This is a genomic window from Bradyrhizobium sp. CCGUVB1N3, assembly GCF_024199925.1.
GTDB lineage: Bacteria > Pseudomonadota > Alphaproteobacteria > Rhizobiales > Xanthobacteraceae > Bradyrhizobium.
On the sequence record NZ_JANADR010000001.1, the window covers coordinates 46471 to 59595 of the forward strand.

Sequence of the window (13125 nt, forward strand, 5' to 3'; positions counted from 1 at the left end):
TCCAGCACGAAGCTGGAACTGGCCAAATTGCTGTTGCAGTCCGTTTCAAATATAATACACTAGCGAACTAATATGCCGTCAAGTGCATCGATCAATCGTCATGGAGGCAACGTCATGAGCGAGCATCGTTTCGATCCCGTGGCGCATGCGCGCGCAATGCGTGCCAGCGGATTCTGGGTCGACAAGAGTTTCGACGAGTTCCTGCAGCAGACGATCGCCGCCACGCCCGACAAGCTCGCTTTGATGGCGGATCGTGCCGATCGCGACACGGCCAAACGCCTGAGTTATGCCGAACTCGGCGACCTGATCTCCTGCGCGGCCGCATCGCTGCGACGTCTGGGCGTTGGTCCAGGCGATGTCGTATCGGTTCAGTTGCCGAACTGGTGGCAATTCGCGGTCATTGCGCTGGCAGCGTTCCGCGTCGGCGCGGTCGTCAATCCTCTGATGCCGATCTTCCGCGAGCACGAGCTGAACTACATGCTCGGCTTTGCCGAGACAAAGCTGCTGGTCGTCCCCAAACTGTTCCGCGGGTTTGATCACGAGGCGATGGCGCGTTCTCTGCAGCCAGGGCTGCCGAAGCTCGCGCAGGTTATCGTCGTCGATGGCGAGGGATCAAATGGCTTCGAGCAAGTCTTGCTGTCTGGCAGTGAGCGCCTTGGGCCGCCGCCGGTCGGCGAGATCGGCGCCCTGCCGGCCGATCGGATGGCCGTGCTGATGTTCACCTCGGGAACTACCGGTTCGCCGAAGGGCGTCATGCACTGCCTCAACACACTGATGGGCTGTTGCATCGGACTCGGCGGGCGCTTCCGCCTTGATGCCTCCGATACGATGCTGGTCTGCTCGCCGCTCGGACACATGACTGGTTTTGCCGCTGGCATGCTGCTCGGTCTGAAGATTGGCGCCACCGTCATCTTCCAGGACATCTGGGAGCCAAAGCGTGGCGTCTCTATCATGGCGAAGGAGGGCGTGACCTATTCGGCCGGTGCTGCGACGTTCCTGGCCGACATGTGTGAGGCCGTTGCGGCGGGCGCGGCGAAGCCCGCCGAGCTGCGTAAGTTTCTTTGCGCGGGTGCGCCGATCCCACCAGCATTGATCGATCGCGCCTATCGAGAGCTCGACCTCAAAGTCTGCTCGCTCTGGGGCATGACGGAATCGCTCTCCAGCACGTTGACCGAGCCCGAGCGTGCGCTGGAGAAATCCTCGAAAACAGATGGGCGTCCCGTTGAGGGCGTGGCGGTCAAGGTGTTGCGCATGGACGGCACTCCGGCTGCGGTCGGAGAGCGCGGTTTGCTCAAGGTCCGCGGCGCTCAGATGTTCCTCGGCTACTACAAGAGGGGGGACATGGAGCCGTTCGACGCCGACGGCTGGTTCGATACCGGCGACATGGCTTATATGGACGATGAGGGCTACATCCGGATTGACGGCCGCATCAAGGACATCATCATTCGCGGCGGCGAAAACGTTCCCGTCTTCGATATCGAAAACTTGATGTTCAAGCTGCCGTCCGTGCTCTCCGTCGCGATCGTCGGCTATCCGGATCAGCGGCTCGGGGAGCGCGCTTGCGCATTCGTGGTTCTGCGCCCCGGCATGGCGCTCGACCTGGCGACCGTGCAGGCCCATATGGCCGAGCACAAGGTCGCCAAGCAATATTGGCCGGAGCGCATTGAAATCGTCGCCGATCTCCCGAAGACGCCGGCTGGAAAAGTGCAAAAATATCAGCTTCGCGAGATCGCCAAGGCATTCGCCGAGGCGGCCCAGAAAGCGAGCGCATGAACGCACGTCTCAAGGACCGAGTCTGCGTCGTCACGGGCGCAGCGCGCGGCATCGGCCTCTCGATCGCAGAGCGGTTCGGCCAGGAGGGCGGGCGACTGGCCTGTGTCGATATCAGCGCGCGCCGCCTCGAGCCGGCGGTCGGCCGTCTGAAAGACATGGGGTTCGATGCGCGAGGTTACGAGGTCGATATCGGACAGCGCGAGGCCGTTCACGCGATGTTCGGCCGCATCGAACGCGAGTTCGATGCGCCGGTGGCCGTACTCGTGAACAACGCCGTGTTTGCGCGCTTCGAGCCGCTATCGGAGATCTCGGTCGACACGGTAGAGCGGATGTTTGCCGTCGGCGTGTATGGCCTGATCTGGGCGACGCAGGCCGTGGTTCCGCAGATGGTGCGACGCGGCGGCGGCTCGATCGTCAATCTAAGCTCGGTGTCGGCGTTTCATCCGGCGAAGGACTCTATCGCCTATTCCGCGCTGAAGGCCGGCGTCGTCGGACTATCCCGTGCCTCAGCCATCGAGCTTGCGGCGAAGAAGATCCGCGTCAATGTGATCGCGCCGGGCATGATCGGAACGCCAGCCTCGATCGCGCAGTTCGACGAGGCGACGATCGCCGCGCGGCAGGCCGAGATGCCGGCCGGGCGCTTCGGTGCGCCCGAGGAAATCGCCGCTCTGGCAGCGTTCCTTGCCAGCGACGACGCAAGCTACATCCAGGGCGCGGTCATCACCGCAGATGGTGGTTGGACCGTTCCTGCAAAATAGGAGAAAGCGCATGAAGCGTCTCGAAGGCAAGCGCGCGGTCGTCACCGGCGGCGGAAGCGGCATCGGCCGCGCCAGTGCCATCCGTTTCGCGCGCGAAGGTGCAGCCGTGCTCGTTGTCGGCCGCGCGGGTAATGCGGAGGAGACGGCTGCGGCGATCCGCAGCGAAGGCGGGATCGCCTCTGCCATGATCACGGATGCCGCAGTCGAGGAGAACGTGGCTGCGATCGTGTCGCATTGCGTTTCGGAGCTCGGCGGGCTGGAGATCTTCTTCGCCAATATCGGTGTGACCGGGACCAATACGCCACTGCTGGAGCAGACGGTGGAGGAATGGTCCGAGGTCTATCGTATCAACACGATCAGTTGCTTCCTCGCTATCAAATACGCCGGTCGCCACATGACGGCGCAAGGCTATGGCTCGATCATTCTGACTTCGTCGGCAGCATCATCGCGCGCCAATGCCGGCGCAATCTCCTACAGCGCAAGCAAGGCTGCGGTGAACAATCTGGCGCAGACGGCGGCCAATGCCTTTGCCGGCACCGGCGTCCGCGTGAATGCCGTTTTGCCGGGTCTCGTCGAGACCCAGCTGACGCGCAAGGTTTTCGAGGATGCGCGCGCGCGCGGCGTCGAATCCAAGCTCGGCCACGTTACGCCGCTGAAGCGCCCGGGCCGTTCCGAGGAAATCGCGGCGGCGGCCGCGTTTCTGGCGAGTGACGATTCCTCGTATGTGGATGGGCAACTGCTGTCGGTCGACGGTGGCGTCAGCAGCACGCACCCCTATGCTTGGATTGCGCTCTAGCGGCGCGGGCGGCTCAACAAGAACAACAGAGACAGGAGAGGCGCCGTGGATTTCGAACTCCCGAAGGAGATCACCGATAAGCTCGCTGAGCTCGATGCGTTCATTGAAGCCGAGATCAAGCCGCTTGAGCGCGACAACATCAAGTTCTTCGATCACCGTCGCGAGAATGCGCGCACCGATTGGGACAATGACGGCCGTCCCCGGGATGAATGGCGGGCATTGATCAGCGAGATGGAGCGTCGTGCCGACAAGGCCGGGCATCTGCGTTACGGCCTGCCCAAATCGTGCGGTGGACAAGGTGCTTCAAATCTCGCGATCGCCGCAATCCGCGAGCATCTGGCGGCCAAAGGCCTTGGTCTGCACAATGATCTGCAGGATGAATCGTCGATCGTCGGCAATTTTCCGATCATCCCGGCACTGGCTGATTATGGGACCGAAGAGCAGAAAACCTATATCGAAGGCATCATCACGGGAAAGAAGCATCTCTCTTTTGGCCTGACCGAACCGGGACACGGCAGCGATGCGACCTGGCTCGAGACATCAGGTGTGCGCGACGGCAATCATTGGGTCATCAACGGCCGCAAGCGCTGGAACAGCCAGGTCGCGCGGGCGCATGCCAATCTCGTGTTCGCCCGGACCTCTGGCAAGCCGGGGGAGGCCAAAGGCATCACGGCGTTCATCGTGCCGACCGACACGACCGGCCATAACGTGTTGTACAATCACTGGACCTTCAACATGCCGAGCGATCACGCAGAGACGGAGCTCGTCAATGTGCGGGTGCCCGACAGCGCGATCCTGCACAGGGAGGGCGAGGGCCTCGTCGTCGCCCAACGCTTCGTGCACGAGAACCGCATCCGGCAAGCGGCGGCCAGCGCGGGTGCCGCGCGCTACTGCATCCAGGAGGCCGTCAAATACGCGAGATCGCGTGTCGCGTTCGGCGAGCCGCTTGCCAAGAAGCAGGCCGTGCAGTTTCCGCTGGTCGAGCTTTGGGCGGAATACCAGATGCTGCGAAATTTCATCTTCCGAACTGCGTGGCAGATGGATCGGCAGAACCCGCTCACGATCAGCGATATGGTTTCGATTTGTAATTTCCGTGCCAACCGGTTGTGTTGTGAGGCTGCCGATCGCGCGATGCAGGTGCATGGCGGCATGGGCTACAGCCGCGCGCTACCTTTCGAGCATATCTACCGCCACCATCGCCGCTACCGCATTACGGAGGGAACCGAGGAAGTACAGATGCGCCGAGTGGCGCAATATCTGTTCGGCTTCAGCGGCAAGAGCGCGAGCTGAACGTGATGAACGCACACGTCAGCGATGGCCCGGATTTCGACCTGCGAAGGCTGGATTCCTATCTGAGGGACTGGCTGGGCGGATCTGCCACCACGGATGTCACACGCACCACCGGCGGAATGTCGAATCCCACCTATTTCGTGACGCGTGGCGATTGGCGTGCCGTGCTGCGCAAGCAGCCCAACAGTGTCCTGATGCCGTCGGCTCACGCCATCGACCGCGAATATCGCGTACTTGCAGCCCTCCAGGATAGCGCAGTCCCGACCCCCAAACCGCTTCGGTACTGCGAGGATCGGGAGATCCTTGGTACGCCCTTCTATCTCATGGAATGGCTGGAGGGACGGGTCGTCTATGACTATGCGTTGCCGGGATTCTCGCGCGAGGAGCGCACAGCTTGCTATCGCTCGATGTGTATGACCCTGGCGGAGATTCACAAGCTGGATTTCGCCGGTCTGGGCCTCGGCGACTACGGCAGACCTGGAAACTATTTTGCGCGCCAGCTCAATCGCTGGTCCAAGCTGTGGAGCGAATATCGCAAGGGCGATGAGGACAATCCGGCGCTGGACAAAATGGTGCTTTGGCTCGGCGAGCGCGTGCCCGTGAGCGAGACCCTGACATTGTGCCACGGGGATTTCCGCATGGCGAATGTCGTCTTCCATCCGCTCGAGCCTCGGGTCATCGGTGTGCTCGACTGGGAATTGTCGACACTCGGTCATCCGCTCGTGGATCTCGCCTTCAACAGTCAGGCCTGGCGTATGGCACCGGATGAGAACGGAGGCTTGCTCGGGTTGCCGCTCGAAGAGATGGGTATTCCAAACGAGCGGGAGTATCTTGAATGCTATTACGAATGCGCGGCGGCGACCGAGCGCCTGACGGTCTTCCACCAGGTCTTTGCGATGTTCCGCGGCGCTGTTGGCAGCGCTGGCGTAGCTGCGCGTGGCGATCTCGGTAACAACGTTTTGCCCGATGCAACGAATGTGGGACGACGTCTCGCGCGCGCCTATGCGACGCGGGGGATGGCGTTGATCGAGAGCGACCGATGAGCATCGCGGAGCGGCCAACGATGAATCTCGACGAGGCGATCCGCCTTCGGCGGTCCGTTCGCGGGTTCCTTCCGCGAGAGGTGCCACAAGAGACCCTGCGCGAGGTTTTCGCGCTTGCACAGTTCGCGCCGTCGAACTGCAATGTTCAGCCCTGGACGCCGCATGTCGTATCCGGCGACAAGCTGAGGCGCCTTCGCGAAGCGCTGGTTGCCGCCGGAATGCGCGACGAGCCGATCAAGCCGGACTGGCCGGCCGACGGCAAGTTTGTTGGAATCTATCGCGAACGCCAAGTTGGGGCGGCGCAGGCGCTTTACGGGGCGATGGGAGTGGTGCGGAACGATACGGTGGGGCGGAAGCTCGCCTATATTCGCAACCACGCGTTCTTCGACGCGCCCCACGCCGTGCTCATCTTCATGCAGGAGCCGTTCGACACGCGTGAGGCAACCGATATCGGAATGTATGCGCAGACGCTGATGCTGGCCCTGACTGCACGAGGGATCGGTTCCTGCGCGCAGGGCGCGCTGGGCCTGTTTCCAGACATCGTCCGCGAGCAGCTCGCAATTCCCAGCAATTTCAAGCTGCTGTTCGGCATCTCGTTTGGCTATGAGGACAACGAGGTTAAAGCCAACGGGGCGCGCGTCGAGCGGGCCCAGGTGGATGACGTCGTGCACTTTCACCGCTGAGCCGATCAGCAGAGTATCGAACGGAGTTCGTCTTGACTGGTCCCTTGCAAGGCTTTCGTGTCATCGAGATGGGAGGTATCGGACCGGCACCCTTTGCCGGGGCGCTGCTCGGCGACCTCGGGGCGGATGTGGTGCGCATTGACCGCATCGCGAAACCGGGCGTTGAACCGGAACTGCCCGCCCAATTTGACTTCTACAATCGCAACAAGCGCTCAGTGGCACTCGATCTCAAGAAGCCGGAGGCGATTGCAACGGTGCTGAAACTTGTGGCGCAGGCGGATGCGCTGATTGAGGGGTTTCGTCCAACGGTGATGGAGCGATTAGGGTTGGGTCCGGAGGCGTGCCACGCGGCTAATCCTCGGCTCGTTTATGCCCGCATGACAGGCTGGGGGCAGGAGGGGCCGCTGGCGCAGGAGGCGGGACACGACATCAACTACCTCGCGTTAACTGGCGCCCTACACAGCCTAGGCGATAGCGATCGGCCGCCGCCGCCTCCACTCAATCTCGTTGCTGACCTTGGCGGTGGCGCGCTCTATCTGGTGGTCGGGTTGCTCTCGGCAGCAATGGAGGCGGGTAGATCGGGGCAGGGGCAGACAGTCGACGTCGCCATGATCGATGGCGTGACTCATTTGATGTCGGCGTTTCAGGCATTCCGCCAGCAGGGAAGCTGGACCGCGGAGCGGACGAACAACATCGTCGACGGTGGGGCGCCATTTTATCGTACCTACGCGACAAATGACGCAAAATTCGTCGCTGTCGGAGCGATAGAGCCGCACTTCTACGCCAATCTGTTGAACGTTATGGGCCTCAGCACCGAAAAACTGCCCGATCAGAACGATCGTTCAGCATGGCCACACATGCGTGAGCGCTTTGCCGGCATTTTCGCTCAGCGAACGCGCGATGAGTGGGTCGCTGCAGCGATGGGCCGCGATGCCTGTCTCGCGCCGGTGCTGACGGTCGACGAGGCGCCGTCGCATCGGCAGATGAAAGCGCGAAACGCATATGCGACATTCGACGGCGTGCGGCACCCGAGCCCTGCACCGCGTTTCTCCCGCACACATTCCGAACTTCACCGGCCACCTCCGACGCCGGGCCGTGACAGCCGTAGTGCCTTGGCCGATTGGGGGCTTGCTGAGCATGAGATCGGCGCACTCGAGCGCAGCGGAGCAATAGCGCAGGCCAAATAGCCGGACCTTTGCGGGGAGAGCATACAGTGACTAGCAGGCGCACAGGCGAGACAAAGCTGATCATTGTCAGGCATGGTGCTCCGCACGAGGATCACCCCGTCGAGCCTGCCGATCCGCCCCTCACGATGGAAGGCCGCCAACAAGCGGCCAGGCTGGCCACACAGCTTATTGCCGAGGGCATCGACCGCATTGTGTCAAGCCCACAGCAGCGCGCCTACGAGACCGCGCAACCGTTGGCGGATCGGCTTCGCCTGCCAATTGAAGTTCTGGATGGTCTTGCCGAAGTGGACCGCGGCACCGACCGCTATCGTTCCCCTGAGACGATCAAACGCGAGACGCCAGAACGCTGGCATGAATTCCTCGCATCACCCATCGCCTATTTTGGACTGAGCGAGGAGAGATTCCGCGCGACCGTCCTCAGGGCGTTCGCCGAGTTATTGGCGTCCGATACGGGTACCATCGCTGTTTTCAGCCATGGCACGCCAATCAAGGTGATCCTTCAACACGCACTCGGGCTGAAGGATCGTGCGACGCTCGTGATCGGCCATTGCTCAGTGACAAGCATCTCTGGCACGTCCATCGACAAGATGACTGTCGAATGCGTGGCCGACCAGCGAATTCAGTCCGGAGCGGGGTGCTAATCCGCCGAGATGGGATCGCCGGACAGCGCCCAGCTCGTTCCGTCGAACTTGGCGATACGGAGGATCTTGAACGGCGTGTGGTCTCCGGGCGCGGTGCTGATCGAGACGCCGGGGAGCATCAGCGGCATTCTTGTGCCGTGAAGCGAGGTCGCCTGGCGGATGGGGTTCTCCCGGGTCAGTTCGTCCCCACATTTCTTCAGCACCGCGGTTACGCTCGGCATCGGCGAGCTGAATTCGAAACATTGCCATTGGGAGCTCCCTCGTTTGGGGGCAGGTTGGCGTCGCGTGGTTAATGGAAGGTTGATGGCAATCCCGCGACCATTCTGACAATCGAAAAGTCTCCAATAATCTCAAAGGGAGACTCTATGCTGAGTTCATGGCGCAAATGATGCGCTCAACCTCATCGACCGTGTTGTAATAGTGCATCGAGACCCTGATCGCGCCGTTGCGAATACTGGCGTAGATGCGGTCCTTGTTGAGCGCTGCGAGCATGGAGGAAGCTGCAATGTCGGGCTTCTCAAGAAGCACTATTCCCGATCGTGATCGTCGTTCGAATCGGTAGACCGGCAAGATGCTCTGCCGAAGGGCACGTTCCGAGAGCAACTCGTTGAGCTGGAGAACTCTGTCCTCGATCCATTCGATCCCAAGCTCGTCGATCTCTGCCAGGCGCTCCGCAAGTCCGAAGATGCCGGCTGCATTCGGAGTGCCCGACTCGAAACGTCGCGCATCAGGCAAGTAGTCAAGCGTCCGCTTGAACTCGAACGGATCGTTCACGCTCATCCAGCCAACGATCGCCGGCGTAATCGCTTCGAGTGCGCGGCTGGAGAAGCTGGCAAAGCCAATCCCGCGAGGACCCATCAGCCACTTGTGTGCACTCGCCACAAGGACGTCGATCCCCATTGCTTCAACATCGAGCTTGAGAGCGCCAACCGACTGGGTGCCGTCGACAATCAGCAGAGCGCCGTATTCAGAACAGAGGTCTCGAAACGAAGCTAGATCAGCCCGGAAACCGCTAAAGAATTGCACGTGACTCACTGCGACGAGCCGAGTCCGGCGATCCATTGCCTGCCGAAAATGGTCCGGGGATAAGGTCCCGTCAGGTGAAGATATCTGACGGACTTCAACACCCTTCGCGGCCAACCGTGTCCAGCAGAGATAGTTTGACGGGAACTCCTGCGCGCAAACGACCAGATTGTCTCCGGGTCGCCAATCAAGACCGAGCGCTACAAGGGATAGGCCGTGAGACGTGTTTTGCACATAAGCAATGTTCTGCGCCGTGGAGCCGACCAGCTTCGCTGCGAGCGCGCGCCCCTTTTCGAAATGCGGTTGTGCAATCGTCCTGGCATCGCGCAGCTGTTCCGCGATGATATTGTTGTACTGCTCGCTTGCGATTTGAACGCGCCTTGAAATCGGTGAAACCGACGCATTGTCAACGTAGATGCCCTTCGCAAGGAATGGAAGGTCGCTTCGGATGCTGCTTAGCTTCTGATCATCAATCACGTGGAAGTCCCGCTTCGAGCAACGACTGGTTGGTGACCTCTAGGGCTTTCGGGATGGAGGAAGCCAGTTCACTCGGACAATTGGCAAACGCAACGCCAAGCCGTGCCCGAACCATCAATTTTCGCACAGAAAGACACATAGGTCGGTTTCTGGCGGATTGACGTTCGAGTCAAAAAACATCTCGCTCACCCAGCCGCGATGATAGGTTTTGTGGTTGACGACATGCAAGAACATGCCGACACGCGTCATCTCCGCGGCTTTGCCCGACACAAACTTGAACTTCAAGCGTTCGTTCAGGCTGTCGACGTTCTGGCCTTTGGCCCAGTCGATGTACCAGCGATTGATTTCGGTTTGCGCTTTTATCAGCTCGCCCAGGTCTGGATGCAGCATGTCGCGGCGGGTCGAAAAGCCGTGCTCCTCGCCCAAGAGATGGGCGCGCCATATCAAATCCACCACATAGTTGTGGTTGAGCGTGCCGATCATTGAGCCAAAAAGGGTTTGGCGTTTCCGGCTGACAGCACCTTCCGGCAGTTCAGCCATTGCCCTAAACAACACCTGATCAGCCCAATCGCCGTAGTTTGCCAGCATTACAGCAGTTTCAGTCGTCAACATATTGGATGGTCCTCGTTCAGTCGAGGCCTGCGGCCTCGCGAGCGGCCCCCAGGAAGCATCGGAGGACAAGCCGGGATGTTCAATGCGATCGGCTACGCGACTTTCCGGCCGTGATGGCTGTGAAGCTTGCTCGACAAAATGCCACGCCATTGGTTGAATTCCGGGCTCGCGATTTCTCGGGGTCTTTGCAAGTCAATGACATACTCGTTGTCTATCCGGCCCGGACCGGGCGACATGACGACGACCCTGTCCGCGAGAAAAATCGCTTCCTCGATGGCATGGGTGACGAACAGTACCGTCAGCTTGGTGCGCGACCAGAGTTCCACCAACTCATCCTGCAAGCGTTCGCGAGTCATCGCATCGAGGGCGCCAAACGGCTCATCCATCAGCACCACTTCCGCGTCATTGGCCAAAACGCGGGCAATCGCCACGCGTTGCTTCATGCCGCCGGAAAGCTGGTGAGGGTAAGCGTTAGCAAAGCGCTGCAGGCCGACCAGCTCGATGAACTTCTCCGTCGTCTCCTTGATTTCTTTGGTGGCGAGCCCCCGCGATTTTGGTCCGAAACCGATGTTGTCCCGAACAGTGAGCCACGGAAAAAGCCCGTAATCTTGAAACACCATCCCGCGAGATGGGTCGGGGCCGGCTACCGGCATGCTCCACATGAGGACATCGCCACTGGTCGGCGTTTCAAATCCAGCCACCATGCGCAGCAAGGTCGACTTGCCGCAGCCGGACGCGCCGATGAGGCAAATGAACTCACCTTTGCGAACCGTCAGGTTGGCATTGCGCAATGCTTCGATCGATTGACCGTTGAGGGCAAACGTCTTGTTGACGTTCTTGATTTCGAGAATGGGAAGCGCGCTGTTAGACACGAGAAGGGCTCCAAGCAAGCAAGCGTCGGCCGATGAGCATGACGATTTGATCGGACAGGAAGCCAAAGACGCCGATAACAAGCATTCCGCAGATGACGATTTCGGTCCGAGATAGTTGACGCGCTTCCATGATGATGGCGCCCAAGCCCGTGGGTACACCCGTCATTTCGCCGACAACGATGACCACCCATGAAAAGCCCAGGCCTAAGCGGAGACCCGCAAAGATCGAGGGCAGGGCGGCCGGCAGGACAACACGGAAGAACTGCGCCGTTCCCTGACAACCCAACATGGACGCCGCTTCGAAGAGACGAGGCTCGACCGAACGCACACCAAAGACGGTATTCAACAAGATGGGATAGAACGCGCCGAGGAACACCAGGAAGAATGCTGAGCGAGGTCCCAGTCCAAAAATGATCATCGCGAGCGGCAGCCACGCTGTGACCGGAATAGGGCGCAAGATTTGCAGCAGCGGTTCGACGAAGCGCCGGACAAGCTCTATGCGTCCGATCAGCATCCCAAGCGGAAGCGCGACGATGAGCGCGAGGTTGAATCCGCCGAGCACCCGGCTAACCGATGCGATAAGGTGGGTCATGAGCGTGCCGCTGTAGGCGTCGTCATTGATTCCGCCGACGGCAAGATCTCGAAGTTCCAGCCAAACCTCCGTAGGCGGCGGGACGAGGCTTGCTGGGCGCCCGACCGTCACGAAATGCCAGATCGCAAGAAGCACGATAGGTAAGACCAGCGCTTGTGCGAACGTCTTGACGCGCCCCAAGACCGCAGGTGGCATAATTCGCTGGCGCTGCTGTCCGGCTGCCTTCTCAGAAATCGACATGACGATGCTGCTCATAGGGGCCTCAATGCGTCAACGAAGCTGGTATCGATGAAGGTGCCGAAGTCGGGCAGCCGCTTGATCTGCTTGAGCGCTAACATGTGCTCAGCATAGATTTTCGCCTGCTGGATTTGCGTTGGACCAAATCGCCAAGTCAGCTCTACGTTAGGTATGGAGGCTTCGATCGCCTCCTTCTTCTGACCCAGTTTGGCGGAAGCCATTGCGACCATTTCATCCTTGTTCTTGGTCGCAAAATCCGTTGCCTGCTGATGGATACTCAGCATCGTACGAACAAGATCAGGCTTGTTGCTGATGATGTCGCGATGGGTGCCGAACACAATGTTCAACGCCCCCATGGCGGTTGAATACGGATACTCGACGAGCTGACCAATGCCGGTGGACAACGAAACGCCAGGTCCTGGTTCAGCGCCGACATATGCATCGATGTCGCCGCGCGCGAGTGCGATATGCATTTCGCTAAAGGAGACCCGGACCGGTTCGACGTCCTTGATGGACATGCCTTCCATACGCAAGCGCTCGAGGAAAAACACTTCCTGCGTTGTTCCTGGGAAGACCGCCACGCGCTTGCCCTTGAGGTCCTTGAGCGCGAGGATTGAGCTGTCCTTTTTCGAAATGATGGCCATGCCGCGATTGCACGTCGACGCAATCAACACGATTGGTTCGCCGGCCGCGGCGCCAAGTTCGCCGGCAGCAATACCGAAGTTGCCGAAATCCACGGACCGCGTGACGACGGCGGTCTTGCATTCGGTCGGCGTTTCAAAAGGAAGGACCTCAATTTTGAAGCCGGCCGGTGCAAAGCGCTCATAGAAGTACGGAGCGATCGAATGAATCAATTTGAGCGCGCCCACCCGAATTACGGTGGCGTCTTGAGCACGAACAACGGCAGGAGTTGCAAGCACTGCACCTAACCCAGCAAGAATTTGTCGGCGGTGAAGAACGCTTCGCATAGCCACTTTCCTTTGATGAAGGCGCCAGCCGCCGGAACGCAGGGAGTGGCGGGTTTCGTCGGGCGTTTGGAGTTGGCTGGACGATAGCTATTGCGCCGTTGCAAACCAGTGCTTGATTCTGACCGTTCTGTTGCTAAAAATGCAACAGGGGGCTAGTTGGGCCGATGGCGTTC

At 60.2% G+C, this 13125-nt stretch carries 14 protein-coding genes; 8 read left to right on the plus strand and 6 right to left on the minus strand.

Annotated elements, in window-relative coordinates; translation table 11 throughout:
* The first annotated feature begins 114 nt into the window (after window positions 1-114).
* Genes NLM33_RS00230 through NLM33_RS00265 form a run of 8 tightly spaced genes read left to right on the plus strand, consistent with a single transcriptional unit; the run spans window position 115 to window position 8171 of the window.
* Window positions 115-1773, plus strand: a complete 1659-nt coding sequence (locus tag NLM33_RS00230; RefSeq protein WP_254093654.1) for an AMP-binding protein — start codon at window positions 115-117, stop codon at window positions 1771-1773.
* On the plus strand, window positions 1770-2531 hold the full coding sequence (locus NLM33_RS00235; protein WP_254093656.1) for an SDR family NAD(P)-dependent oxidoreductase: 762 nt from the start codon (window positions 1770-1772) through the stop codon (window positions 2529-2531). Before NLM33_RS00230 ends, NLM33_RS00235 begins: the two co-directional genes overlap by 4 nt.
* Before the next feature lie 10 nt (window positions 2532-2541).
* On the plus strand, window positions 2542-3327 hold the full coding sequence (locus NLM33_RS00240; protein WP_254093658.1) for an SDR family NAD(P)-dependent oxidoreductase: 786 nt from the start codon (window positions 2542-2544) through the stop codon (window positions 3325-3327).
* Between the two features lie 45 nt (window positions 3328-3372).
* Window positions 3373-4617: an acyl-CoA dehydrogenase family protein gene (locus tag NLM33_RS00245; RefSeq protein ID WP_254093660.1), complete on the plus strand. Its 1245-nt coding sequence runs from the start codon at window positions 3373-3375 to the stop codon at window positions 4615-4617.
* Between the two features lie 5 nt (window positions 4618-4622).
* Complete coding sequence (locus NLM33_RS00250; RefSeq protein WP_254093662.1) at window positions 4623-5660, plus strand: phosphotransferase family protein; 1038 nt, start codon at window positions 4623-4625, stop codon at window positions 5658-5660.
* The gene (locus NLM33_RS00255) at window positions 5657-6343 is read left to right on the plus strand and encodes a nitroreductase (RefSeq protein WP_254093664.1); all 687 of its coding nucleotides are present in this window, start codon (window positions 5657-5659) and stop codon (window positions 6341-6343) included. Before NLM33_RS00250 ends, NLM33_RS00255 begins: the two co-directional genes overlap by 4 nt.
* Window positions 6344-6375: 32 nt before the next feature.
* Window positions 6376-7530 carry a CaiB/BaiF CoA-transferase family protein gene (locus NLM33_RS00260; RefSeq protein ID WP_254093665.1) on the plus strand — a complete coding sequence of 385 codons (1155 nt, stop codon included), beginning with the start codon at window positions 6376-6378 and terminating at the stop codon, window positions 7528-7530.
* A gap of 26 nt (window positions 7531-7556) precedes the next feature.
* A complete protein-coding gene (locus tag NLM33_RS00265; RefSeq protein WP_254093666.1) occupies window positions 7557-8171 on the plus strand; it encodes a histidine phosphatase family protein in 615 nt (204 codons plus the stop codon).
* Here NLM33_RS00265 and NLM33_RS00270 read toward each other — a convergent pair.
* The 6 genes from NLM33_RS00270 to NLM33_RS00295 form a co-directional block, all read right to left on the minus strand.
* A complete protein-coding gene (locus NLM33_RS00270; protein ID WP_254093667.1) occupies window positions 8168-8392 on the minus strand; it encodes a hypothetical protein in 225 nt (74 codons plus the stop codon). The genes NLM33_RS00265 and NLM33_RS00270 overlap by 4 nt on opposite strands.
* Window positions 8393-8534: 142 nt before the next feature.
* On the minus strand, window positions 8535-9671 hold the full coding sequence (locus tag NLM33_RS00275) for an aminotransferase class V-fold PLP-dependent enzyme (protein WP_254093668.1): 1137 nt from the start codon (window positions 9669-9671) through the stop codon (window positions 8535-8537).
* 114 nt (window positions 9672-9785) lie between these two features.
* Window positions 9786-10283, minus strand: coding sequence for a DinB family protein (locus NLM33_RS00280; RefSeq protein WP_254093669.1), 498 nt, complete (start codon window positions 10281-10283; stop codon window positions 9786-9788).
* A 92-nt stretch (window positions 10284-10375) separates the two neighbouring features.
* Window positions 10376-11155 (minus strand): ABC transporter ATP-binding protein, encoded by a 780-nt coding sequence (locus NLM33_RS00285; protein WP_254093670.1) that lies wholly within the window; start codon window positions 11153-11155, stop codon window positions 10376-10378.
* The gene (locus NLM33_RS00290; RefSeq protein WP_371930097.1) at window positions 11148-11942 is read right to left on the minus strand and encodes an ABC transporter permease; all 795 of its coding nucleotides are present in this window, start codon (window positions 11940-11942) and stop codon (window positions 11148-11150) included. The genes NLM33_RS00285 and NLM33_RS00290 overlap by 8 nt, the downstream gene beginning before the upstream one ends.
* Before the next feature lie 56 nt (window positions 11943-11998).
* Window positions 11999-12952, minus strand: a complete 954-nt coding sequence (locus tag NLM33_RS00295; RefSeq protein ID WP_254093673.1) for an ABC transporter substrate-binding protein — start codon at window positions 12950-12952, stop codon at window positions 11999-12001.
* Window positions 12953-13125: the final 173 nt, after the last annotated feature.

Excerpts from the sequence above, each read along its gene's own strand:
- NLM33_RS00230 (WP_254093654.1), top strand. The coding sequence starts at position 115 with ATGAGCGAGCATCGTTTCGATCCCGTGGCGCATGCGCGCGCAATGCGT.
- NLM33_RS00235 (WP_254093656.1), top strand. The coding sequence starts at position 1,770 with ATGAACGCACGTCTCAAGGACCGAGTCTGCGTCGTCACGGGCGCAGCG.
- NLM33_RS00240 (WP_254093658.1), top strand. The coding sequence starts at position 2,542 with ATGAAGCGTCTCGAAGGCAAGCGCGCGGTCGTCACCGGCGGCGGAAGC.
- NLM33_RS00250 (WP_254093662.1), top strand. The coding sequence starts at position 4,623 with ATGAACGCACACGTCAGCGATGGCCCGGATTTCGACCTGCGAAGGCTG.
- NLM33_RS00255 (WP_254093664.1), top strand. The coding sequence starts at position 5,657 with ATGAGCATCGCGGAGCGGCCAACGATGAATCTCGACGAGGCGATCCGC.
- NLM33_RS00270 (WP_254093667.1), bottom strand. The coding sequence starts at position 8,392 with ATGCCGAGCGTAACCGCGGTGCTGAAGAAATGTGGGGACGAACTGACC.
- NLM33_RS00280 (WP_254093669.1), bottom strand. The coding sequence starts at position 10,283 with ATGTTGACGACTGAAACTGCTGTAATGCTGGCAAACTACGGCGATTGG.
- NLM33_RS00290 (WP_371930097.1), bottom strand. The coding sequence starts at position 11,942 with ATGCCACCTGCGGTCTTGGGGCGCGTCAAGACGTTCGCACAAGCGCTG.
- NLM33_RS00295 (WP_254093673.1), bottom strand. The coding sequence starts at position 12,952 with ATGCGAAGCGTTCTTCACCGCCGACAAATTCTTGCTGGGTTAGGTGCA.